This is a genomic window from Myxococcus sp. AB056, from assembly GCF_006547365.1.
Taxonomy (GTDB): domain Bacteria; phylum Myxococcota; class Myxococcia; order Myxococcales; family Myxococcaceae; genus Myxococcus; species Myxococcus virescens.
On the sequence record NZ_VHLB01000017.1, the window covers coordinates 80,742 to 105,361 of the forward strand.

General features: G+C 70.7%; 13 protein-coding genes. 6 read left to right on the forward strand and 7 right to left on the reverse strand.

What is annotated here, in order from left to right:
• Positions 1-7 precede the first annotated feature (7 nt).
• From FMP39_RS10690 to FMP39_RS10705, 4 genes are all read right to left on the reverse strand, one after another.
• Positions 8-4,675 (reverse strand): MupA/Atu3671 family FMN-dependent luciferase-like monooxygenase, encoded by a 4,668-nt coding sequence (locus FMP39_RS10690; RefSeq protein WP_141589811.1) that lies wholly within the window; start codon positions 4,673-4,675, stop codon positions 8-10.
• A 40-nt stretch (positions 4,676-4,715) separates the two neighbouring features.
• Positions 4,716-5,537 carry a S9 family peptidase gene (locus FMP39_RS10695; protein WP_228557860.1) on the reverse strand — a complete coding sequence of 274 codons (822 nt, stop codon included), beginning with the start codon at positions 5,535-5,537 and terminating at the stop codon, positions 4,716-4,718.
• 17 nt (positions 5,538-5,554) lie between these two features.
• Positions 5,555-11,818: a type I polyketide synthase gene (locus tag FMP39_RS10700; protein ID WP_141589813.1), complete on the reverse strand. Its 6,264-nt coding sequence runs from the start codon at positions 11,816-11,818 to the stop codon at positions 5,555-5,557.
• 127 nt (positions 11,819-11,945) lie between these two features.
• A complete protein-coding gene (locus FMP39_RS10705) occupies positions 11,946-13,439 on the reverse strand; it encodes a mechanosensitive ion channel family protein (RefSeq protein ID WP_228557861.1) in 1,494 nt (497 codons plus the stop codon).
• Between the two features lie 83 nt (positions 13,440-13,522).
• Between FMP39_RS10705 and holB the strand changes: the two genes are divergently transcribed.
• From holB to FMP39_RS10720, 3 genes are read left to right on the forward strand one after another with little or no spacing between them, the layout of a single operon-like run.
• The gene (gene holB / locus FMP39_RS10710) at positions 13,523-14,557 is read left to right on the forward strand and encodes a DNA polymerase III subunit delta' (RefSeq protein WP_141589814.1); all 1,035 of its coding nucleotides are present in this window, start codon (positions 13,523-13,525) and stop codon (positions 14,555-14,557) included.
• Entirely contained in the window at positions 14,554-15,888 is a 1,335-nt protein-coding gene (gene holA / locus FMP39_RS10715) for a DNA polymerase III subunit delta (RefSeq protein ID WP_141589815.1), read from the forward strand. The genes holB and holA overlap by 4 nt, the downstream gene beginning before the upstream one ends.
• 11 nt (positions 15,889-15,899) lie before the next feature.
• Complete coding sequence (locus tag FMP39_RS10720; RefSeq protein WP_140854096.1) at positions 15,900-16,358, forward strand: hypothetical protein; 459 nt, start codon at positions 15,900-15,902, stop codon at positions 16,356-16,358.
• Positions 16,359-16,382: 24 nt separating this feature from the next.
• Here FMP39_RS10720 and FMP39_RS10725 read toward each other — a convergent pair whose 3' ends face one another.
• Positions 16,383-17,183: an NRDE family protein gene (locus FMP39_RS10725; RefSeq protein ID WP_141589835.1), complete on the reverse strand. Its 801-nt coding sequence runs from the start codon at positions 17,181-17,183 to the stop codon at positions 16,383-16,385.
• A 115-nt stretch (positions 17,184-17,298) separates the two neighbouring features.
• Here FMP39_RS10725 and metG point away from each other — a divergent pair, with 115 nt between their 5' ends.
• Genes metG through FMP39_RS10740 form a run of 3 tightly spaced genes read left to right on the forward strand, consistent with a single transcriptional unit; the run spans position 17,299 to position 21,162 of the window.
• On the forward strand, positions 17,299-19,410 hold the full coding sequence (gene metG / locus FMP39_RS10730; protein ID WP_141589816.1) for a methionine--tRNA ligase: 2,112 nt from the start codon (positions 17,299-17,301) through the stop codon (positions 19,408-19,410).
• A gap of 1 nt (position 19,411) precedes the next feature.
• Positions 19,412-20,389 carry a HEAT repeat domain-containing protein gene (locus FMP39_RS10735; protein ID WP_141589817.1) on the forward strand — a complete coding sequence of 326 codons (978 nt, stop codon included), beginning with the start codon at positions 19,412-19,414 and terminating at the stop codon, positions 20,387-20,389.
• Positions 20,386-21,162, forward strand: a complete 777-nt coding sequence (locus FMP39_RS10740) for a TatD family hydrolase (RefSeq protein WP_141589818.1) — start codon at positions 20,386-20,388, stop codon at positions 21,160-21,162. Before FMP39_RS10735 ends, FMP39_RS10740 begins: the two co-directional genes overlap by 4 nt.
• Here FMP39_RS10740 and FMP39_RS10745 read toward each other — a convergent pair.
• Together FMP39_RS10745 and FMP39_RS10750 are read right to left on the reverse strand one after the other, a co-directional pair.
• Positions 21,149-23,131 carry an HD domain-containing phosphohydrolase gene (locus FMP39_RS10745; RefSeq protein ID WP_141589819.1) on the reverse strand — a complete coding sequence of 661 codons (1,983 nt, stop codon included), beginning with the start codon at positions 23,129-23,131 and terminating at the stop codon, positions 21,149-21,151. The genes FMP39_RS10740 and FMP39_RS10745 overlap by 14 nt on opposite strands.
• Positions 23,132-23,139: 8 nt before the next feature.
• The gene (locus tag FMP39_RS10750; protein ID WP_141589836.1) at positions 23,140-24,603 is read right to left on the reverse strand and encodes an OB-fold nucleic acid binding domain-containing protein; all 1,464 of its coding nucleotides are present in this window, start codon (positions 24,601-24,603) and stop codon (positions 23,140-23,142) included.
• Positions 24,604-24,620 lie beyond the last annotated feature (17 nt).

The following is a 24,620-nucleotide window of genomic DNA, read 5'->3' on the forward strand; positions in this document are numbered from 1 at the left end:
CGAACGTCTACCGGCGGCGGCGCTGCTGCATCGCCCGGCGAGCCGCGGCCCGGGCCTCACCGCGCGCCGCGACTTCCTTGAGCGCTTCTTCCTCGCCGCTGTCTCCCGACAGGAACCCGGAGAGGGTGCGGATGGTGGGGTAGCGGAAGAGGTCCACCAGCGTGAGGGGCTTCTCCACCTGGGCCTTGAGCTTCTCCAGCACCTGCACCATCAGCAGCGAGTGGCCGCCCAGGTCGACGAACTTGTCCTCCACGCCGACCTTGTCGAGCTTGAGCACGTCCTGCCAGATGCTGGCAATCAGCGCCTCCGTCTCGCCTTCCGGCCGGATCAGCTCCCCGCGCGCCTGCGCCTGCTCCGGGGGTGGCAGGGCCTTGCGGTCCACCTTCTTGTTCGGCGTCTGGGGGAAGGTGCTCAGCGTCACGAAGGCCTGCGGCACCATGTACTCGGGCAGCCTCGTGCGCAGGAACTCGCGCAGCGCGTCCGCCGCGGGCGGCTCGCCCGGCTTCGCGATGAGGTAGGCCACCAGCCGCTTGTCGCCCGGAATGTCCTCGCGGACGATGACGACCGTCTCCCGCACCGCGGGGTGTTCGCCCAGCCGGGATTCGATTTCGCCCAGCTCGATGCGGAAGCCGCGCACCTTCACCTGGTGGTCCAGCCGGCCGATGAACTCCACCAGGCCGTCCTGCCTCCACCGCGCGGCATCGCCGGTGCGGTACATCCGCGCGCCCGGCTGGGAGGAGAACGGGTCCGGCACGAAGCGCTCGCGGTCCATCTCCGGACGGTGGTGGTAGCCCCGCACCACGCCCTCGCCGCCGATGTACAGCTCACCCGCCGCGCCAATGGGCAGCGGACGCTGCTGCGCATCCAGGATGTAGAGCTGCGTGTTCGCGATGGGCGTACCGATGGGCACGCCTTCGCCCACGTTCTTCACCGGCTGGGTGGAGGACCAGATGGTCGTCTCGGTGGGGCCGTACATGTTGATGACGTCGCCGGACACCGTCTCGGAGAGCTGACGCGCCAGCGGGACGGGGAAGGCCTCGCCGCCCACCATCATCTTCTTCAGCCGCTTGAGGCCCTCGCGCGAGCGCTCCTCGGCCAGCAGCATGCTTGCCTGGGACGGCGTGCACTGGAGGTGCGTCACCGCGTGACGCTCCAGCAGCGCGGGGATGGAGCCGTCCAGTTCGGGCTCGGCGCCCGGCTGGCCCACGCCCGAGTTGGCCCGCTGGCGCACCTCGGCCAGCAGCGGCAGGTGCTTCATCACCAGCTCCGTGGGCACACCGAAGTCCACGAGGCAGGCAATCTCGTCCACGTCCAGGCCCTTGAGCCGGTCCACGAGCGCGACGCACGCATCGACGCTGCCGAACAGGCCGGAGGACTGGAAGTAGCGCTCGAAGGAGAAGTCGAGCAGCGCGTCCATCTCCTCGGCGGACAGGTGGTCGGTGCCGAAGTTGCCGTTGGCCAGCGTCGTCTGTGCTTTGAAGGCCGGGAAGCTCCAGGCCGCCTCCTTGATGAGGCCCACCGACGACCTGAGGTACGACTTCATCGGCTCGCGGACGACCTCCTTCACGGACGCCTCGGAGTCACCGACGAAGGTGTGCAGCATCAGCGACACGGTGCCCTTGCCGGGGTGGCCGGCCTTGGCCCACGTTTCCCGGTAGAGGGCAATCTTCTGCGCCACCTCTTCCACTGATTGGCCCAGCAGGTGGGTGAGGACGTGGCAGCCCGCGCGCGCGGCTTCCTCGAACGTCTCGGGGTTGCCCGCGGTGGTGACCCAGATGGGCAGCTCTTTCTGCACCGGGCGGGGCAGGGTGCGCAGCTTCACGGTGTGGCCCGTGCCGCTCTTCGTCTCCAGCGCCTCGCCGCGCCACAGCCGGCGCACGTCTTCAATCTGCTGGAACATGATGCGCTTGCGGTCCGGGAAGGACTCCGGACGCAGCGCGAAGTCGTTGGGCTGCCAGCCCGCGGCGAACGAAATGCCCACGCGGCCGTGGGAGATGTTGTCCACCACGGACCAGTCCTCGGCGATGCGCAGCGTGGGGTGCAGCGGCGACACGAGGCTGCCGGCGCGAAGCTGCACGTTGCGCGTCACCGCCGCCAGCGCGGCCGACGTCACCGCCGGGTTGGGGAAGAGTCCGCCGAACGCGTGGAAGTGCCGCTCCGGCGTCCAGACGGCGCAGAAGCCGTTCGTGTCCGCGAAGCGCGCGCTCTCCATGAGCAGGTCATAGCGGCCCTCGGGACGCTCGCCTTCATCACTGGAGAAGTAGAAGAGGCTGAACTCCATGGCGCGCGAGGCGTGCTTGCCGGCCTGCGCCGCGTCGTGCCGCTCCGCGTGCAGCACCACCGTGAAGCCGCGCGTGAGCGTCCAGAGCAGCTCCAGCACGGAGATGTCGAAGTTGAGGCTCGTCACCGCCAGCCAGGTGCCGCGCTCCGTGCCCAGGCGCTCGTCCATGCCGACGCCGAAGTTCACGACGTTGCGGTGTTCAATCATCACCCCCTTGGGCTTGCCCGTGCTGCCCGAGGTGTAGATGACGTAGGCCAGGCTGTCCGGCGTGGCCGGCGGCGTCTGGGCCTCCGGCGCGGCGGCGATGCGCTCCCACTGCTGGTCCACCGCGAGCACGGCCTTCGCCGCGGACGGAACGCGGGACAGCAGCCGTTCCTGAGTGAGCACCAGGTGGCAGCCCGCGTCCTCCTCCATGAACGCGATGCGCTCGGCGGGATAGGCCGGGTCCAACGGCACGTAGCAGCCACCCGCCTTGTGCGTGGCCAGCACGCCCACCATCATCTCCAGCGAGCGCTCCATGAAGATGCCCACGCGCACGTCGCGGCCCACGCCCGCGCCGCGCAGGTGCCGTGCGAGCACCTCGGCGCGCGCGTCCAGCTCGCGGTAGGTCAGCGAGGTGCCCCGGCAGATGAGCGCGGTGTCGTCCGGTGTGCGCCGCGCCTGGGCCTGGAAGAGCGAGGCCAGGGTGGCGTCGCGGGGGAAGTCCCGCCGCGTGTCGTTCCACCGGGTCAGCAGCTGGCGCTCCTCCGCGCCCAGCAGGTCATGCTCGCCCACCGCCTTGCCCGGCGCGTCCCGGAGCGATGCGAGGAACGCGTTGAGCTGCCGCGCCACGTCGTCCACGCGGGCCTTGTCCACGCGCGTGGCATCGAAGTGCAGGTGGGTGTGTCGGCCCTGCGCATCCACGTCAATGACGAGCGCCGCGCCACCCACGGCGGGGTTCGTCGCTCCGATGCGCAGCGCGACGGGATACGCCACTTCGCCGCCGTGGCGCTGGAGGTTGGAGAGCTGGGCGGAGCGACCCAGGACGTCGCGCGCGAGCACGCCCTTGTCGCGCAGTTGCGTCAGCTCCTTGCGGAAGGCACCCGCGGCCTGCTCCGGCGCATCCTTCATCGGCAGCTCGATGCGCAGCGGGAGCTGCGAGGCGAAGAAGCCTTCCACGCCTTCGATGCGGGCGCGCGTGGACGCATCCGCGTAGCCGACGTCGAAGCGGGGCTCGGGGGACAGGCGCGCCAGGAACGCGATGGCGGTGAAGAGCAGCCGCTCCTCGGGAGGCAGGTCCGTGACCCAGCCTGGGGCAAGGTCGCTGGCCTCGAACTTCAGCGTGTGCGTCCCCACGTCCTTGGAGCTGCCGCCCAGGAAGGGCAGGTCCGGTGGCGCGAGCGTCTCCAGGCGACGGAGGAAGAACGACTCCGCCTTGCCCGCCTGCGTGCCCACCTCGGTCAGCCGGGCGCGCAGCTCCGGAGCGGCGGCGGGCAGGAGGTCACCCCGGGCAAGCATTCGAGCGCCGAGCACGTCGGCCCACGACAGCGGCGCGCCGCACAGCCCCTTGGGGCCCTTCAGCGTGAGGTCGCCGCCCTGGAGCGCCACCGTCAGCGCGTCACCTTCGATGTCGAGCACGGTGCCCGGGGCGGACTCGGATGCCGGCTCGGAGCGGCGGGCCTCGGAGATGGCGATGGGCGCGTTGCCCAGCCACACCTTCGCGAAGGACAGTGGGTTGGGGTAGCCGCCGTAGTCGAGCGCCGACACCAGCGCGTGCGCCACGTCCACGTCTCCGTGGAGGTCGAGGACGCCCGCGGCCTCCGGACGCTGCGCGAGGCCGAAGTAGCTGCGCTGCGCGAAGTCCTGTTCCTTCGCCTCGGACGTGCCCGCGACCAGCTCTTCCGCGAGCTCCGCGAAGGTCTCCATGCCCAGCGTGTAGCAGCGGGCGTTGAGGCTGAAGGCCGTCTCACCGGGGGCGATGTCGAAGAGGCGCTGCTTGAGGATGCGGCCCTCGTCCGCGCCCTTCGTCATCTCGTGCCACGTGACGCCGTGCTGAGGCTCCCGGTTCAGCAGCGCCCACGACGTGACATTGAGTCCGGCGTAGCGGGGCAGCGGGCCGTCATGGAAGTTGATGGCCATGCGCCGGGGCAGGCGCAGGACTTCGTCCTTCACCATGCTCAGGTTGACGATGCTGAAGAGCCAGTCGAAGGGCGCCTGGGACAGGAAGGGCAGCACCTGCTCGCCGGGCGGCACGTGCGGCACGCCCTGCTCCTCCGCCCACTTCTGGAGCGCGGGCTCGCGCGTGACGAGCCCGAGAATCCGGACGCCCCGCTCGGTGAGGGCTTGTGCACAGGGAACGACGAGGGTGCCCTCGCCAATGATGAAACAGCTGGGCGACTCCGGAGCCGCGCTCATTCAGTGCCTCCTGCGTTGCTGCGATTCGGGTGTTCCCCGCTCACAAGCCCAGGCCCTGCCGGGCGTCGGCGAGCGCGGGGGGATGCTTCAGAAGCTCGGCGTGACCGATGCCGGGGTACGTCTTGAGGGGGACGCGAAGCCCACGGCTGACGCGCTCGCCCTGGACGGGGGGCAGCGCGCTGTCAGCGCCTCCATGCAGCACGAGCGCGGGCGGGAGTCGCTTGGGTTGCAGCAGCGGCTGGTTGTCGTACCGGTGCCGCCCGACGAGGCTGCCGATGAGCCCCGTGCGCCCTACCTTCATCGCCTGGAACGGCGCGAACAGCACCAGTCTCCGAGCGGGCGTCTCCTGCGCCCGAAGCGCGTGGGCCGCCGCGAGCGCCGACATGGTTCCCATGGAGAAGCCCACGAGGTGGATGTCCTGCGCCGCGGCAGGATGCGTCTCCGTCAGCCAGCGCATGGCGCTCGCGGCGCTGTCTCGGAGTGCTTCGGGGGAGGGCTTGCCCGGCGAGCCGTCGAAGCCGGGCGGCGCGATGGCGGCCAGCCCGAGTCCGCGGCCTTCGTCCAGCGAGAGCAGGACGGACTTCGCCTCCGCGAGGTACCCCGGGGTGTTGCCGCCGAAGTACACCAGCCAGCGCGTCTCACCCGCGGAGGGCGGCCGCGTCAGGGCGACGAGCCTGGGCGGCGCGTCGGGGCCCGTCACCGTCCATCCATCCGAGGCCAGGCTCGCCCGTTCCTCCGCCGATAGGGGCGCGCCGGTGTAGGGGAACGGGCCCGGGAGATCCGCGTCGTCTCGAGTCAAGCCCACCATGAGTATCCCCACCGCCAGCACGGCGGCTGTGACCAGCGGGAAGCGCTGGTTCACCCTGAAGCGCGCCCCTCTCACTGAGTGCCCACCCGGCGCGCTTCGTCACGCGTGCCGCGCTGGGCCTCGTCCAGGGCCTCCCGGAGCAGCCGCCCCAGGACGTGGACGTTGGGCTCGCGGACCAGGCTGTCGTGGTCACCCGGCACCTCGCGGATGTTCAGCGCTGGCACCAGCGGCTCCCAGCCCAGGCTGGTGCCCATGTGCGCGTAGATGGCGTGAATCTCCTGCGCGCGGAACAGCGTCACGGGACCGGCGTAGGGGCTCGGGACGTAGCGGCTGGCCAGGGCCTGGAAGCGCTCGGTGAGCTGGAGGTTGCGCAGCTCGATGGGCAGCGCTTCCCCCCGCTGCTCGTACCAGCGCAGCTTGAGCTGGCTCAACAGCCGGGTGCCGTCGCGCTCCACCTTGGTGCGCAGCTTCCGGCTGACATAGCTGGCCGCGCCCTCCCGGCGCAGCTCCCGCAGGCGCTCAGGGAGGGACTGGCGCCGCTCCTGGGTGGACGGGTGGAAGGTGTCCAGGAACGCGACCAGCGCCACCGGCTCACCCAGCGCGTGCAGCCGCTGCGCTATTTCGTAGGCGACCACGCCGCCGCCAGAGTAGCCGCCGAGCAGGTAGGGCCCGTGGGGCTGCACCTGGCGGATGCTCTCCAGGTAGATGGACGCCATCTCCTCGATGCTGTCGGCCGGAGGCAGCTTGCCGTCCACGCCACGCGCCTGGAGCCCGTAGAAGGGCTGCTCCTTGCCGAGCGTCTGCGCCAGTTCGCGGAAGTTGAGGACGTTGCCGCCCGCGCCGTGCACGCAGAAGAAGGGGAGGGCATTGCCGCCCTTCTGGATGGTGACCAGCGGAGACCAGCTCTTCGGCACCGCCTTGACGCCCGGGACCTGCGCGGCCGGCGCCGTGTCACCCGGACCCGCGTCCGGCGTGAAGGGAATCCCGGCGGCCTCACGCACCAGCGCGGCGCACTGCTCCAGCGTGGGGGCCTCGAACAGCGTGGCCAGCGTCAGGTCCGCGCCCAGCGTCTTCTTGATGCGCGCGAACAGGCGCACGGCGATGAGCGAGTGTCCGCCCAGCTCGAAGAAGTTGTCCTTGAGCCCTACCTTCGGCGCACCGAGCAGTTGCTGCCACAGCTCCGCCAGCTTGCGCTCCACGTCGTCGCGCGGTGCGTCCGCGGCCGCCACACCGGACGGCGCGCCTGCCTGGGCCGTGGCCGTCGCCGCCGCGGGCTTCGCCTCCTGCTTCGGGCGCATGCGGGCCGCGAGGGTGTGCAGGTCCATGGAGCTGACAAAGAGCGCGGGCGTGTCCTTGAGGGCCAGCGCGCGCAGGAAGGCGTCCTGACCTTCCGCCGGCTTGATTCCCAAAGGCAGCCAGCTCTCCAGCAGTGAGCCCTTCTTCTGCGGCGAGCGGCCGAAACGCCGCGCCTCGACGGACGCGACGAGGTAGCCCTCGATGGCGCAGAATACATTCCCGTCCGTGTCGGTGAGCGTGACGTCGAGCAGCGCGCCGCGGCCTTCCTCCTGGCGCACGCGGACGAGGCTCAGCGCCACCTGCGGCCAGGGGCCCCAGACCTGAAGCTGCCGGTAGGAGACGGGCACGTGCAGCTTCCCCGGCTGTCCTGCGTCGGGGAGCAGGGAGAAGGCAAAGCCGGAGGCGATGTCCAGCAGCCCGGGCGGAATCCCGTACGTCGACAGGTCCTCGCGGTAGGCGGCGGGCAACTCCAGGCGGCCCAGGGCCTCGGACGTGCCGAAGCCCGCGTCGCGCAGCACCTTCCAGCGTGGACCGAACGCGATGAGCGCGTCCTGCGGAAGGGACTGCTCGCCCTCGCCGAAGGTCAGCGGCCGCTCACCGCAGCGAACCTTCGCCGCGGACACGTTCAGCGCCGCGGGGCGCTGGCCCGTGGCTCGGTGGAGCCGCGCCGTGGCGTGCTCCGTCCATGCGTTTCCGGCCGCGCGGCTGCGCACGCGGAAGGTGAAGCCGTCGCCCTCCGGCGCCAGCCCGATCTCCACCTCCCGTACCTCGCCGTCCGGGACGTCCAGCGGTGACACCAGCGAGAGCTGCGACAACTCCAGCGGCTCGCCAGGACGCGCCAGCGCCCAGGCGGCGCGGGCCAGCTCGACATAGGCCGTGCCGGGGAGGACGGGGCCTCCGCCGCGCATCCGGTGCTCATCCAGCACCCAGTGGGCCTTCGCGTCGTAGATGGCGCGGAAGATGTGGTGCCCTTCGGGGGCCTCCACGCGCCGCTGAAGCAGCGGGTGGCTGACGGACTCACCGGGCGGCAACTGCGGCGCGAGCTGCGCCGCGGCCATGCCGACCTCCTGCCAGACGCCCCAGCCCAGCGCGAGTGCGCGCTTCGCGACGCCCGTGGCCTCCAGCCGTGTCGCCTGCGCCAGCAGGTACGCGTTGGCGGCGACGTAGTCCACCTGCCCCGGGGGGCCGAGCCACGCGCTCGTCGATGCGAAGCTGACGAAGAAGTCCAGTGCCGCGCCTTGCAGCGCTTCTTCCAGCGCGAGCGCCCCCATCGCCTTGGGCGCGAGCACCCGCAGGGCAGAGTCGCGTGTCTTCGCCTCCAGCGGCCCGTCCTCGAGCGTTCCCGCCGCGTGCACCACGCCATGCAAGGTGCCGAAGCGCTCCCGCACCTGGGCGATGGCCGCGCGCAGTTGACCGGCGTCAGTGGTGTCCGCCTTGAGCAGCAGCACCTGCGCGCCCAGGCCTTCCAACGTGCGCTGAAGCTCCGCGTGCGACGCACTGGCCGCCGACCGCGACACCAGCGCGAGCCGGGCCTTCACCTTGCGAGCGAAGAGCTCGGCGAGCGTGCGGCCGATGCCGCCCAGGCCGCCCGTGATGAGGTAGACGCCCTGCTCACGCAGCGGCGTCGGGCCCTCGTCCAGCGCCGTCCGCTCCACCACCTGCACCAGCCTGCGTCCACCGCGCAGCGCCACCGGCGCCTCGACGTCCGAGCGCAGCAGCTCGTCCGCGAGCTCCCGCGCCTGACCCATCACGTTGGCCACCAGTTGCAGGTCCACCACGCGGGCCTTGAGCTCGGGAAGCTCCTTGGGTCCCACGAGCAGTGGACCGAAGCTGAGCGCCTGCTCGGGGCTCGTGGCGTGTCCTTCGGCGGGCAGGGCCTCCTGGGTCACCCGCATGTAGCGCAGGCCCGGAGGCAGCGACTCGGAGGTCAGGGACTGCATCAGCGCCAGCGGCGTGAGGAAGTACCGCGACACCGCGCGTTCCCAACCCAGCGGGGTCATGTCCCGGCCGGTGATGTCCACGATGCGAGGTGGCACGCGCCCCTCGGTGCCCAGCGCATCCCAGAGCGCTTCCCAGTCCTCGCGCGCGTCGAACCGCAGGGTGAAGTGCCCCGCGTCCGCGCGGCCAAAGGCATCACCCGGCAGTACGCGCATCACCTGGGCGCCGCGAGCCGACAGCTCGCGAGCCAGCTCGCTGATCAGCAGGTGCTGCTCGCCCACGAGGAGCCAGCGCTCGTTCTCCGTTGGGGCCTCCGGCGCCACGCCGGCCTGCTCACGGAAGCGCGGCACATAGCCCCAGCGCGACACGTTCTCTTCACGCACCAGCGGGCGCTCACCCTCGCGCCGCGCCATGAAGGTGCCGCTTCCCGGCTCCACCCAGTGGCGCTCGCGCTCGAAGGCATACGTGGGCAGCGCCACGCGGCGCCGCTTCTGGCCATCGAAGAGCGCGGCGGCGTCCAGGTCCACGCCCGCGGCCCAGAGGCGGCCGAGCGCGAGCTGGAAGAACGCCAGGTCCGCCACGGTGTCGTTGGGGTGCCGCAGTGACGGCACCAGTTGCTCGGCCTGCGGCTTCTCCACCTGGGCGCGCAGCAGCTGCGTCAGCGTCTGGCCGGGGCCGACCTCCAGGTAGACGCGCGCCTTGTCCGCCAGGAGCACGCCCGCGCCCTCGGCGAAGCGCACCGGCTGGCGCAGGTGCCGCACCCAGTAGTCGGGCGACGTGGCCTCCTCCGGCGTCACCCAGGTCCCGGTGACGTTGGAGATCCACGGGCCGGTGGGCTTGGAGAAGCGCACCGTGCCCAGGAACTCACGGAAGGGCGCGAGGATGGGCTCCAGCATGCGCGAGTGCGCGGCCACGCGGATGTGCAGCCGCCGCGCCTCCACCTCGCGAGCCTTGAGCTGGGCCTCCAGCGCCTCGATGGCGGCCACTTCACCGGAGACGAGGCACAGCCCCGGCGCGTTGTGCGCGCCCAGGTCCAGGCCCTCGCCCAGCAGTGGCTTCAGCTCCGCCTCGGGCATCTCCACGCTGAGCATCGCGCCGGCGGGGAGCTGGTCGAAGAGGCGGCCACGGCAGGCGACGATGCCCAGCGCGTCCTTCACGGAGAACACGCCGTTGAGCTGCGCGCAGGCGTACTCGCCCATGCTGTGGCCCATGCAGGACTGCGGCGTCAGGCCACGCGCCTTCCACAGCGCGGCGAGCGACAGCTCCACGGACAGCAGCGCCGGCAGCGCGTACGTGGCCTGCTCCAACTGGGCGCGGGCTTCCTTCTCGGCGCCGGCCTCCGGGAAGAGCAGAGGCCGCAGCTTCAACGACTGGTGCTGTTCGAGCAGCGACAGGCACTCATCCAGCGCGCGGCGGAACACGGGCTCCTGCTCGTAGAGACCCTTCGCCATGCCCGGGTACTGCGCGCCGCCGCCCGGGAAGAGGAAGACGACGGAGCGGCCCTCCGCCTCCGTCTGTGCCTGGGCCGTCCGTGCGGCCTCTGGCTGCGACAGCAGGCGCACGGCGTCCTCGCGGGACGAGGCCACCACGGCGCGGCGATGCGCGAAGCGGCGGCGGCCCTCGAGCAGGGTGTACGAGGTGTCACCCAGGTTCGGCGCGTCGGCTTCACCCAGCCGCGTGGCCAGCCGCTGGGCGGCGCGCTCCAGGGCGGCGGGGGTGCGCGCGGACAGCCACAGCGTCTCGAAGGGACGCGCGGCGGACGTCTGCGGCTGCGCGGGCGCCTCCTCCAGGATGACGTGCGCGTTGGTGCCACCCACGCCCAGCGAGTTCACCGACGCCCGGCGCGGCCGGCCCTTGGCGGCAGGCCAGTCGCGCAGCGCGGCGTTCACGCTGAAGGGCGAGCGCGCGAAGTCGATCTGTGGGTTGGGCTTCTCGAAGTGCAGCGTGGGCGCCATCTGCTTGTGGCGCAGCATCTGGACGACCTTGACGAAGCTCGCCACGCCCGCGGCCGTGTCCAGGTGGCCGATGTTCGTCTTCACCGAGCCGATGCGGCAGAACCCGCTCTTCTGCGTCTGCGTGCGGAAGGCCTGGGTGAGGGCGGTGATTTCAATCGGGTCGCCCACCGGCGTGCCGGTTCCGTGGCACTCGATGTAGTCGATGGAGTCGGCGCTGATGCCGGAGACGTTGAGCGCCTCCACGACGGCATCCGCCTGCCCGTCCACGGACGGCGCCAGGTAGCCCACCTTGCGCGCGCCGTCGTTGTTCACCGCGCTGCCCTTCACCACCGCGTAGATGGTGTCGCCATCCGCCAGCGCGTCCTCCAGGCGGCGCAGCACGATGACGCCCGCGCCGCTGCCGAAGAGCGTGCCCTGGGAGCGGTGGTCGAACGCGCGGCAGTGCCCGTCCGGTGAGAGGATTTCTCCCTCCTGGTACAGGTAGCCGCGGTAGTGCGGCAGCTCCAGCGTGACGCCGCCCGCCAGCGCCAGGTCGCACTCGCGCGCCAGCAAGCTCTGGCAGGCGGAGTGGATGGCGACGAGCGACGTGGAGCACGCCGTCTGCACGTTGAGGCTGGGCCCGCGCAGGTCCAGGAAATACGAGACACGGGTGGTGAGGAAGTCCTTGTCGTTGCCCGTGTGCCGCACGAGGAACAGTCCCACCTGTTCCATCAGCTGCGGGTTGGTGAAGAGGTTGTAGGGCATGTACGCGTTCATGCCCGAGCCGCCGAACACGCCGACGGGCCCCTTGAACCGCTCCGGCGGATGACCGCTGTGCTCCAGCGCTTCCCAGCACACTTCCAGGAAGTGGCGGTGCTGCGGGTCCATGAGGGACGCCTCGCGCGCGCTGAAGCCGAAGAAGCCCGCGTCGAAGTCCTCCAGGCCCTCGTACACCATGCCCGACTTCACATAGTTCGGGTCCTGGAGCAGCGCCGGGTCCACGCCCGCGCTCAAGAGCTGCGCGTCACTGAAGTGCGTGACGGACTCGACGCCGTCGCGCACGCGGCGCCAGAACGTGTCCACATCGCGCGCACCAGGCAGTCGCGCGGCCATCCCGACCACCGCGATGTCTGGTGAATCCGCAAGCCCTTCAACGTCTTCCGTCATGACAGTAGTCCTGGAAAGTACCGCTTCCAGCAGTTCAAATCAGCACAGTTTGAGGAGGGTCGAACCCGCCCCAGCTTTGGAACCGGTGTACCAAGGTCTGTCACGACATCCCCCCGCTGCGCTCAGCCTACTCGTGTGTGGCATTGAGCCCGAATATCTGGCGCAGCCGTCCGAGTATACGGCCGACCTCGGCGGGAATGGCGTCGTTGCTCGTTCCGCTCGCTTCGGCCACCGCGCGCAGCTGGGTCCGCCGTTGGGCAAGCATGGAGGAGAGCTGCCGGGCCAGGCCGGGATACTCCGTGAAGAGGCGGGCGAAGGTGGGGCGGTCTACTTCGAGGAGCAAGGAGTCCTCCACCGCCACCACCGTGGCCGAACGGCGCTCTCCCGTCAGTAGGCACATCTCTCCGAAGTAGCTGCCCCGACCCAGGCGGGTGACTTCCGACTGCGACTTCCCCGTGCGCACGCTCACCTCTCCGGAGGCGAGCACGTAGAAGGTCCGGCCCTCGTCGCCCTCCTGGATGATGCGCTCGCCGGCGCCGAAGCGGCGCACCAGCGACTCCTGGCGCAGCCGGTCCAGCTCCTCCGTGTCCAGGGACTGGAAGAGGTCCACGGCGCCCAGGAGGCTGCGGATGGTGTCCTCCGACAGCTCCGTGCGCGCCATCTCCTGCCGCACGTGCACCGTGCGCTGGGCGTAGGGAATCTCGATGTTCGCCCGGCGCAGCCGGTACCACAGGCGGGTGTGGAGGTCCTCCTTCACCGCGTCGGCCAGGCCGTAATCGCCGATGAAGAACCGCACCATGTAGCGGATGGCGGAATCCTCGTAGCTCAGCGTGCGCGCGATGGGCGACGGCTCCGGGAGGATGAGGGGGGTCTCCCGCATCGTCTCCAGCAGCGCGTGCTTGACCTGGTTGGGCGCGGCGTCCCGTGACAGGCGGAACTCCACGTCGATGCCGACGGGGTTGGGGTCCTGGGTGAAGTTGAGGACCAGCTCCTTGGCCACCATGCTGTTGGGCAGCGTGATGACCTCGCGGCGGAAGTTGGCCAGCCGGATGGAGCGCCAGCCAATGAAGACCACGCGTCCGGTGTGTGTGCCGATGCGGATGAAGTGGCCGACCTCGAATGGGCGGTCCAGTTGGAGGGACAGGCCCGCGAAGAGGTTGCCCAGCGTCTCCTGGAGCGCCAGACCGATGACCACCGACAGCACCGCGGACGTGGCCACAAGGCCCGCCAGGTCCACGTTGAACTGGGTGCGCAGGAGCGGCAGGACCGCCAGTGGGTACAGCGTGAAGTCGATGACGTTGCGCAGGATTTTCGGTGTGCCCACCGCCGGCGCGCGCAGCCGGATCACCTTCAACGCCAGGGCCACGCTGGCGCGGATGCCACCGAAGGTGAACATCAGCATCCAGCTGATCTGGAGCGCCTTCTGCATGCCCTCTGGCGCCGTCGCGGGCAGGGCCCATGTGGCCAGCCGGAGGACGATGAACGCGATGAGGAGCCGGATGGCGCTCTTCAAATCCTGTCGCAGGTCGCCGTCATGGGAGGCGGCGCGCACCCCCATCAGCACGACGATGAGCAGCGCACCCACGGCCAGGGACAGGTTGCTCTGAAGGAAGGGCAGCAAGGCGAGGGGGAATGTCTCCCGCCATCTCCATGGGGGTCAAGGCGGCCGTTGACGCGTGCCGCGTGAGCGGGGATACACGCGCCATGACGCTCGCAACGGTACTGGGACAGCCTCGCGCGGTGGACGCCCTCCAGGCGGCCCTGCGCAGCGGCGCGGTCCACCACGCGTACCTCTTCGCCGGGCCGGAAGGGGTGGGCAAGGAGCTGGCGGCCGTCGGGCTGGCCCAGGCCCTCACGTGTCCCGAGCAGCCAGACGTGGGCTGCGGCGCCTGCGCGAGCTGCCAGCGGGTGGAAAGGGGCCTCCACCCGGACGTCACCTGGGTGATGCCTGACGATGAACGGGTATCCCGGGGGCTGGCGGGCCGGTCCGACTTCACCGGGACGCCTAGTCGGGAGCTGCGCGTGGAGCAGGTGCGCCAGCTCCAGGAGCGCATCGCCCTTCGCGGTCTGGAGTCGCGCCGCAAGGTGGCGCTCATCGTCTCCGCCCAGACCATGAACGTGCAGGCGCAGAACGCGTTCCTCAAGACGCTGGAGGAGCCGCCTTCGGACACCACGATCATCCTGGTGGCCAGCGCGATTGACCGCCTGCTGCCCACCATTCGCAGCCGGTGCGGAAAGGTACACTTCGGCCCACTGCCAGTGGACCTGGTGGCCCGGCGCGTGGCGGAGGCGCGCAAGCTGGACGCGGAGACGGCCATGCTCGCGGCCGTCATGGCGGGCGGCAGCCTGGGCCGGGCCATGGCGCTGGACGTGGACGCGCTGTCGCGGCGCAAGGACACCATCACCGCCTTCGAGGCCCTGCGCGGCGAGGACGCCGTCGGCCTGCTGCGCTTCGCGGAGGCCCATGGCGGCTCGCGCGAAGAGGCGGAGAGCACCCTGGAGCTGCTGGCGCTGTGGACGCGCGACGTGGCGCTGGTGAAGTCAGGCCTGGAGTCGGGGCTGGCCAACCGCGACATGGTGGAGCTGGCCCGGCAGGTGGCGGCCCGCACGTCCGACATCCTCCTGCACCGCCGGCATTCGCTGCTGGAGGCGGCGCGGGCGGCCATTGCCCGGAACGGTGCGCCCCGGCTCCAACTGGAGCGGATGCTCATCGACCTGTTCACGGAGGCATCGCGATGAGCGCCAGTGACATGGATGACGTGCTGGCCAGCGTGAAGGGGGGCAAGGTCGCCCCGGTGTACCTCTTGGTGGGCGAGGAGTTCCTGGTCCGCAAGGGCGCTGACGAGCTGGTGAAGCTGCTCGTCCCCGATGCGGCCATGGGCCTCAACCTGGCCGTGTTGGACGCGGGCAGCCCGCGCGAGGTGGCGCAGGAGCTGGCCACGCTGCCGCTGTTCCCCGGCCGCAAGGTGGTGCTGGTCCGCGACCCGGAGTTCCTGGCGCCCAAGAAGGGGCGAGGGGACGCGCTGGGCAAGGCGCGCGAGGCGTGGAAGGCGGGCAAGCGGAAGGAAGGCGCGCGGCGACTGTTGGCGCTGGCGGCCCGCGCGGGCTGGGGCGTGGAGCAGTTGGACCCGAGCACTCCCGGCGCGCCGTCGGTGGAGAAGTGGAAGGACGAGCTCAACGTCGAGCTGGCCGACGTGGACATGGCCTTCCTCAAGGAGGCAGCCGCCTTCTGCCGCGAGGAGCGCATCTCCGCGCCGGAGGGGGATGCCTCCGCGTTGCTGGACCTCATCCAGAAGGGCGTGCCGGCGGGCCATGCGCTGGTGCTGGCCGCGTCCGACATGGACGCGAAGAATCCGCTGGTGAAGCTGGCCCACGACAAGGGCTATGTCGTCGAGCGGAAGGTGGCGGCGCGTCACAAAGACCTGGACCTGACCGACATCGCGAAGGAGTTCCTGGCGCCCTTCAAGAAGAAGCTGGGGCCTGGCGCGCTGGACGAACTCAAGGAGCGCATCGGCGGGAACATCCGCCTGCTTCAGTCGGAGCTGGAGAAGCTGGCCACGTATTCGGAAGGGCCCGCCATTGAGCGGGCGGACGTGGCCGCGCTGGTCCACCACGCGCGCGAGGAGGAGTTCTTCGAGCTGTCCGAGGCGCTCCAGAAGCGCGACTTCGGCGGAGCGCTGTCCTACGCGGATGACGCCATGGGGCAGGGGACCCACGCGTTGCAGTTGCTGGGCGCGGTGGCCTCCATCGTCCGGAGCCTGCTGGAGAGCCATGAGTGGCTGTGGCGCTACGCGGGTGGCAATCCGCCTCGCACCGCGAAGGACGTGGAGGCGCGCGTCTTCCCCCGGCTGGAAGCGGAGCTGAAGGGCAGCAAGCGGAAGATGCCCAACGCGTGGGCGCTCACGTTCAGCATGAAGGCCGCGGCGGGCTATGAGCGGCGGGAGCTGCTGGGCGCGCTGGTGGCCTGCGCCGAGGCGGACCTGGCGCTGAAGTCGTCAGCGAACGGCCGGCTGGTCATCGAGCGGCTGCTGGCCACGGTGTGTGTGCGCCAGCACGGCGCGGGTTATTAGAGGAGGCTCATATGGCGGACAAGCGTCGTTTCGACCTCTTCGCGGACTTCCTGGTGGAGCGCTTCAACGCGCCGCGCGTCTTCGACGTGGCGGGCGGGCAGGGAAAGCTCAACGAGGCGCTGACGAAGCGGGGCCGTGCCGTCACCACCTTCGACCTGCGGCACAAGCACCTGCCCGTCACCTACGCCCAGCGCATCTTCACGCTGGAGGAGCCGTGCGAGGCGGAGCTGGTGGTGGGCATGCACCCGGATGGCGCCACCCGCATCATCATCCAGTACGCGGCGGCGCACCGGCTGCCCTTCGCCGTGGTGCCGTGCTGCTCGGACAACGGCATGCCCTACAACCCGTGGATGCGGCACCTGGCCGAGCTGGCTCGCGAGTCGGGCTTCACCACCGTGGAGGAGGTGAAGCTCTCCATGGACGGGAGGGCCCGGGTCATCGTGGGGGAGCATGGCGCCGCCGCGTCTTGACGGCGTCGGAGTCCCCGCCGCCTGTCACTCGGTGGGCCCGGTCAGCAGGCCCGTGACGTCCTTCCATGGCCCCTGGCAGGGTGGCGTGTCCGAGGCGAGGTAGTGCCCGACGCGCCCCGGCGCCAGCGCCACCACGGCGGATGAGCGCGTGCCGTAGAGCGGCGTGTGGATGCAGAGCGCCTGGAGCCGTTGCAGGAAGTCGCGGGGCAGGTCTTCGCCCGCGCCAGGGGGCGGAATCAGCTCCTCGGCGGGGAGGGTCGGGTCCGCCAGCACCGCCTTCAAGCCCGCCTCCAGCTCCGGCCAGGGCTTCTTCGCCACCTCCGTGGTCAGCAGCCGGGCCCGCTCCACCTTGGGCAACTCCGGGGCGTTCAGGACGTCATTGGGCAGGACATGCACCCCCGGGGGGACATCCTCCCGCCGCAGCTGCCGGTCCGTCCTCCGGGCGTAGGCCACGCGCAGCCGCTGGGCGTCCCCATAGAGGAGGTTGAAGGGCATGAACTCATCCCCTGGCAGGGTATCCAGGTACTGGTCCACAGCCTCCACGCTGCCGGCCTGGAGGGCCTTGAGCACCACCTCGCCCCGCGAGCGGGCGGCCGGGCCCTGGCCTCGCTCGCCCCGCTGGTTCGTCAGGCCGACGAACAAACCGCCGTGGGTTACACCCATCCACGTCCCACCGCGCTCCTCATCCCGGCCGCCCACGGCGAGCGGGGACTCCAGAAGCACTTGGGGGCCCGTCGCAGGGCGGGCGTAGAACTCGTCCCGGTTGGCCGCGAGCACCAGCGGCCATTCGGGGTGGACGTGGCGCAGGATGATGATGGTGCACATGCGTATCCGGTCGATAACATCTCCGGCTCCGCGGCGCATTCGTGCCCGCGGTCCTCACGCCGTCGATGACCTCGGCCATCCGAGCGGCTAAGGTCCGCCGCCCTCAGGAGAATCCATGGCTGAGAGAATTCTCGTCACCAGCGCGCTGCCCTACGCGAACGGCCCGGTCCACATTGGCCACGCCGTCGAGTACGTGCAGACCGACATCTACGTTCGTTTCCTCCGCTCGTGTGGCAGGGACGTCGTCTACTTCTGTGCCGATGACACCCACGGCACGCCCATCGAGCTGAACGCGGCGAAGCAGGGCCTCAAGCCCGAGGAGTTCATCGCCCGCTTCCACGAGGAGCACCAGCGGGACTTCCGCGACCTCGATGTCCGCTTCGACTACTTCCACTCCACCAACTCGCCGGAGAATCGCCAGTACGCGGAGCTCATCTACGGGCGGCTGAAGGAGAAGGGCGACATCGAGCGCCGGAACATCGAGCAGACCTACTGCGAGAACGACCGCCGCTTCCTGCCGGACCGCTTCATCAAGGGGACCTGCCCCAACTGCAAGGCGGCCGACCAGTACGGCGACGCCTGCGAGAAGTGCGGCAAGGCCTACGACCCCACGGACCTCATCGACGCGCGCTGTGCCCTGTGTGGCACGCCCCCGGTCCGCAAGCACTCCGAACACCTGTTCTTCAAGCTGTCGCGGCACGCGGACTTCCTCCAGGACGTGCTGCGCAAGCCGGGCTTCCTCCACCCGGGCCTGGCGACCCAGCTCCAGGGCTTCTTCGAGAAGGGCCTGGCGGACTGGGACATCAGCCGTGACGGGCCGTACTTCGGCTTCGCCATTCCGGGTGAGACGGACAAGTTCTTCTACGTCTGGCTGGATGCGCCCATCGGGTACATCGCCACCACGGAGAAGTGGGCGAAGGAGACGGGCAAGGCGAAGAGCGCGCTGGACTACTGGAGCGCGGACGCCGACACCCGCATCATCCACTTCATCGGCAAGGACATCGTCTACTTCCACGCGCTGTTCTGGCCGGCTGTGCTCAACGTCGCGGGCTTCCACATCCCCAGCGAAATCAAGGTCCACGGCCACCTCACGGTGAACGGCGAGAAGATGTCGAAGAGCCGCGGCACCATGGTTCCGGTGCGCGACTACCTGGACCAGTTGGACCCCAGCTACTTGCGCTACTTCTATGCGGCCAACCTGGGCCCGGGGGTGGAGGACCTGGACCTCAACCTCAAGGACTTCCGCCAGCGCGTGAATGGCGAGCTGGTCAACAACGTGGGCAATCTGGCCAACCGCGCCCTGTCGCTGCTGGCCGGTCCGCTGGAGAAGCGTCTCGCGCCCGGCCGTGCCGAGGGCCCGGGCCGCGAGTTGGTGGAGGCCGCGCTCGCCCGCGTGCCCGAGGTTCGCGACGCGTTCGACAAGCTGGAGTACCGGTCCGCCATCCGCGTCATCACCGAGATTGCCTCGGCCGCCAACGGCTTCCTCCAGACGGCCGCGCCGTGGGCCCAGGTGAAGAAGGACGCGGAGGTCGCTCGCGCGGACCTGTCCGACGCCGCGGACGTGGCCTACCTCCTGGGCGCGCTGCTCGCCCCGGTGACGCCGCGCCTGTCGGAGAAGCTCTTCGCCCAGCTCGGCGCCGAGCCGCTGACGTTCCAGGCCCTGGAGGGCGCGAAGTACCCGCTGTTGGATCGCAGCCGCCCCATTGGCACGCCCGAGCCGCTGCTGCCGCGGCTGGAGGAGGAGCGCGTCAACGCCATCATCAAGCTGCCGGAAGGCGCCGCTGCGCCGCAGGCCGCGGAGGCCAGGCCGGCCAAGGGCGCCAAGGCGGAGAAGAAGCCCGCCGAGGCTCCCGCCGCGACGCAGGCGGCGGCTCCGGGCGCTGGCGCGGCCGAGCCGTCGGGTGAAATCGAGTACGACGACTTCGCCAAGGTGGTGCTGAAGGCCGGCAAGGTGCTGGCCGCGGAGAAGGTCCAGAAGGCGGACAAGCTGCTCAAGCTCACGGTGGACGTGGGCGAGGGGAGCCCGCGCACCATCGTCTCCGGCATCGCCGAGGCCTTCGCTCCCGAGGCGCTCACCGGGCGCAACGTGGTGGTGGTGGCCAACCTCAAGCCGCGCAAGCTCAAGGGCATCGAGTCGCGCGGAATGCTCCTGACGGCGGGGCCGGGCGGCAAGGAGCTGTCGCTGCTCGACCCGGGCGATGTGGCCCCTGGCAGCGAGGTGAAGTGAGGTGACGGACTGGCGTGCCGACCGGGACCGGGCCCTCCTGACGCTGGAGCGCGAGAAGCGCCCGGCGTTCAGGACGGAAGCCGCGCTCCAGCTCTATCACCTCGCGTCGGAGGTCCCCGAGCACGCCGCCGAGTTCCTCGAGGCGCTCCCCCGGCTGCTGGCGGACAAGCAGGTGGAGGTGCGCCGCGCGGGGGTGAGCCTGGCTTCCGTGGTGGTGCCTCCGGCGGAGCTGCCGGACCTGCTCATCGCCCGGCTTCGGGACGAGGAGTGGCAGATTCGCCTGGAGGCCACCGGCCGGTTGGCGGACCTGGCCCGGCCGGAGCTGCGCGGGGCGCTGGCCTCCATGCTGGAGGACGGCACCTTCGAGGTCCGCTTCGAGGCGGCACGCGGTATCGCCAGCCTCCATCATGCCGCGGGGCTGGAGGTGTTGCTGGAGGCGCTGGACGCGGACCTGCTGCGCTTCCGGGCCCTGGGAGCGCTGGCGGAGCTGGGGGACGCGCGCGCGCTGCCCCAGGTGAAGAAGCTGTTCGGCCGGTGGCTCCTGCCCGCCTTCGACAAGACGCAGGCCGCCGGGGTGCTGGCGAAGCTGGGCGATTCAGACGGCTCGACGTACCTCATCCAGCGGACGACGAAGAAGCGGTGGAGTCCGGACCGGGCCCTGGCCGTGGAGCTCTGCGGCGAGGTGAAGGTGCCCGGCGCGCTGGAGCGGTTGAAGGAAGTCATGGACGACGTGAAGGACCCCTGCCGGGGCGCGGCCGCGAGAGGCCTGGGCCGGCTGGGCGATGCGCGGGCGCTGCCCTGGCTGGTCGGGCTGCTCCAGGACGCGCAGGCCTCCGAGGACAGCCGATTGGACGCCGCTGACGGGCTGTGGCGCCTGGGCGGGGCGGAGGCGCGTGAGGCCGTTCGCAACGCGGTGAGTACCTTTCCCTCACCCGAGGCCCGCGCCGAACTGGAAGAGCTGTTGCAGGAGGAGCCATGAAATTCGTCGACGCCCACTGTCACCTCGAGGTGAAGGACTACCCGGACGTCGTGGCCGTGCTCGACGCGGCTCGCGAGGCGGGGCTGGTCCATGCCGTCGTGGTGGGGCAGTTCCACGGTCCGGGTAACTGGGGCAACGCGCTGGAGCTGGCGGCGGCGCACCCGGAGTTCCTGTCGCCCACGTTGGGCATCCATCCGCACGAGGCCGCTCGGGCCACCGAGGAGGACCTGGCCATGCTGGAGCGCACCTGCGCGCGTCCCGAGGTCCGGGCGGTGGGGGAGGCGGGGCTGGACTACTACTACGACCACTCACCGCGAGAGGCGCAGGCGGAGGTCTTCCGCCGGCAGTGCGCGTTGGCGCTCCGGCTGGGCAAGCCGCTGGTGGTGCACGTGCGCGACGCGCATGACGACTGTGACGCCATTCTCGGCGAAACGGGCGTGGCGAAGGGCGTCATCCACTGCTTCACCGGCGACACGGACGCGGCGCGGCGCTACCTGGACCGGGGCTTCCTGCTGTCGCTGTCGGGCGTCATCACCTACAAGAAGACGGAGGCGCTCCAGGATGCGGTGCGCTTCGCGCCGTTGGACAGGCTGATGGTGGAGACGGACAGCCCGTACCTGGCGCCGGTGCCGCACCGGGGGCGGAAGAACCAGCCATCGCACGTGGTGGAGACGGCGAAGAAGGTCGCCGAGCTCAAGGGCGTGACGCTGGAGGAGGTGGCCGCGGTCACCACCGCCAACGCCGCCGCCCTCTTCAACCTCAACCTGCGTTGAGGCCGCCGGCCAGGGTCGCGAGGTCCTGGTCCATCTGCGGCACGTCCAGCAGCAACGCGTCCGGGTCGTACTGGAAGTCCGCCTGCTTCAGCTTCAGCAGCGCCTGGAGCGCGGGCTCGCCTGAGTGACCACCGAAGGACGCGAAGACGACGCGGCCCCGCTCCAGGTGCAGGTAGCCCTCCAGCGTGTGCTGGCGCAGGTTGAGCCGGCCGCTCTTGTGGCCACCGCCCAGCGTGCGCAGCAGCTCGCGCGGGGGGAGCTCGTCGAAGCTGCCGCGCACCACGCGCCCCGGGCCGTTGTGCTGGACCCGGTCGTCGTAGAGGGCCTGCACCGTCTTCGCGATGGCGGGCTTGTCCGCGGGCGACAGCACGTCCGTGGCGCCCGCCATGAGCAGGCGCTCCCGCGTGGCATTGTCGGGCTCGCCCACCACCGCGATGGGCAGACCCGCCGTCTCCGGCGCCGAGCGGGCCTGTGCCAGCAGGTCCGTCACGTCCTGCAGCCCCAGCCGCAGGCTCACCACCAGCACGTCGCAGTCCTGCCGCGCCAGTCCGTCCTGCGCGCCCTCGACGGTGGACAGCGCGTGCGCCACCAGGCCCTGCTTCAGCACCGCCTCCAGCAACTCGCCGCGCGCCGTCTCGTCCGGCTCCACCACGAGCACCTGGCGGCCTTCGCTCTCCAGTCGGTGGCGCAGCAGCTCACCACTCTGGAGCTGGATGACGATGTCCGCCACCACCGGGTCATAGAGCACGCCCGCGTACTTGCGCAGGTGCTCCAGGGCCTGCTCCTTGGGCAGCACGCGGCCCAGGGCATTGCCCGGGTTCTTCGTCAGCTCCAGGAAGCTGTCCACCGCGGCGAGGATGCGCGCGCCCAGGGTGATGTCCTCGCCCTTGGCGCCCTGGGGCGTGCCGGAGCCGTCCCAGGCTTCGTACATCTGCGCGAGGATGGTGTTCGTCTGCGCGGGCAGGTGCACCGTCTCGAACATGCGGGTGGGGATGCGGCAGGCCAGCTTCGCCTGCGCCTTCCACTCCGGGTTGACGGCGTTGCTCGCCAGCGAGAAGTGCCGCTCCGCCGGCTTGCCCAGGTCGTGCAGGTAGGCGGCGATGGTCAGCGCGGCCAGCTCCTTGTGTGGCATGCCCATGCGCTGGCCCACGATGCCGGCCTGGCGCGCCAGCTGCGCGGAGTGCCCGCGGTGGCGCTGCCGGTCCTGCTCCAGCAGGCCGACCATGATGCCCAGCGTCTCCACGTAGTCGCTGTCGCTCACCAGCCCGCGCGGCCCGCCGGGTTCGCGCCGCTGGGTGGACGGGCGGACCGCGGGGGTGCCGGTGCTGCTGCCGCGTTGCAGCCGCATCCGCGCGTCTGTCTCCACGCGGAAGTTGAGGCTGAGTCCGCCACGGTTGCCCGCGCCCGTCCCGGCGGCGCTGCCCGCGTAGGTGCGTCCGTGCTCCGGGGCGCCCGGGCGGGACGGTGCGGCCGGGGCCTGGCTCTGGGCGTTGGCGCCTTCCAGCAGCGCGGCGAAGGCGGTGGGATCGCCGTAGTAGTGCTTGCGGATGGCGGCGGAGATGGCGCTGCGCAGGCCCACGTACGCGTAGACCTCCGACATGCCCGTGACGAGGGCAATCTCGTCCATCAGCGACTTGTTCTGCGGCTCGGCGGCGACCACGGAGAGCAGCTTGCGCTCCGGGTCCACCGCCAGCGGCAGCACGTTCTGCGCCTCGGCCAGGCGCACCGGAAGCCGGTCCAGCACCTCGGTGGCGATGCGCGCCTTCGCCAGCTTGTCCGCGCTGACGAAGCGCGTCTGGAACTCCGCCGCCAGGAAGCGCAGCAGCGCCGCTTCCTGGAGCAGTCCCAGCTCCACCAGACAATCACCGACCTTGTGGCCGGTGATTTTCTGGTGCTCCAGGGCCTGTTCCACGGCCCCGGCGTTGACGAGTCCCGCCTCGATGAGGCGCTCTCCCAACCTCTTCGCCATGTGCTGCCTCAGCTCTCCGAGGAACCCTCACCGCCCTTGTTGCCGGAATCGGACGGTAACGACGTCAGCGCGCTGAACGGCTTGAAGGTCAGCTCCTTGGGCAGCGAGCTCACGTCACGCTGCGGACGCTCCTCGCGGGGCGGACGGGGCGGGCGCTCCTCACGAGGACGCTCCTCACGGGGACGCTCCTCACGCGCGCGCTCCTCGCGGGGCGGACGCTCCTTGCGGGGCGGGCGCTGGGCCTGCTCCTGCTGCGGGGCGCCCTCGGCCGGGGTGCCCGGCTGCTGCTGCTTCTCCGCCCGGGCCTTGCGCTTCTCCTCGCGGCCCTTGCGGCGGCCACCGCCCTCCACCGGGGCGCGGCCCCGCGAGGTGGGCGAGGGGCCCTTCCAGAGCTGGCGCTCGTAGGGGCGCACCACATCCGTCCACTTGTCGTGCGAGTCGCGCTGCATGGCCTCCAGCCACGAGGCGATGCGCGCGTCCAGCGACTCCAGCGAGTGGATGATCTGCGCTTCCAGCGTCACCGGCGACTTCGGGCTGCCGTGCTGCGCGTCGCCGTGCTGGGAGATGACCAGGTGCGTGAGGTGCTGCTCCAGGAGCGGCGGGAAGCCGGGGATGGCCAGCGCCTTCTCGCGCAGCTTCTGCGCCGTCAGGACGAGGTTGCCCACCAGCCGGCCCTCGTCGGAGGACTCGGAGGCGTCCGCTGCCTTCAGCACCTGCTGCAACAGCGCGCCGGCCAGCAGCAGGTCGCGGTCCGCCATGGGGTACTGGTCCGCCACGCGGAGCGTCAGCCGCATCACCGACAGGATGTGCTCCGCCAGTCCGCCACGCCACGCGTGGTGCGTGCCCCGGACGCCCTGGGCCACCGGCAGGCCGGCCGCAACCTTCGGGTCGTCCAGGAAGGCCAGCAGCAGCTGCTTCACGAAGGTGTCGCCGATGCGCTCGGTGACCATCTCCCGGATGAGGCCGGCGGCGCGCGCGCCACCCGGGCCCTCGTTGCCGCGGGCCTCGCCCTTGTCGGCCTTCTCGGGCTTCTCAGCCTTGGCTTCCGGGGCGGCCTTGGCTTCCGGCGCGGGCTTGGCCTCGGCGGCGGGCGGGGCCGGGGGCGGCTCGAACTCCTTGGGGTCCAGGGGCTCGGGGTCCAGGCGCTCCAGCGCCTCGACGACGACCTGGGTGCGGCCGTGGAACTGGATGACGTTGCCCTGGACGAGCACGAAGTCGCCCGGCTGGAAGACGGGCTCAAGCGCGTCGACCTGGTCGAAGATGCGCGCGTCCACCTCGCCACTCTTGTCGACGAGCGTGGCGGCGACGAACACCTTGCCACTGCGGGCGGTCACCTTCTCCTTCTTGGTGACACGGAAGACGGTATGGACGCGGTCCTTCTCCCGCAGGTCGGCCGCATACACCTTGCGGACGGTCTCCACGGAACCTTCCTGGGCGGGGGGCGCGGACTCGGGCACGTTTTCGTTGGTCATTGCGGCGGCGGACACTA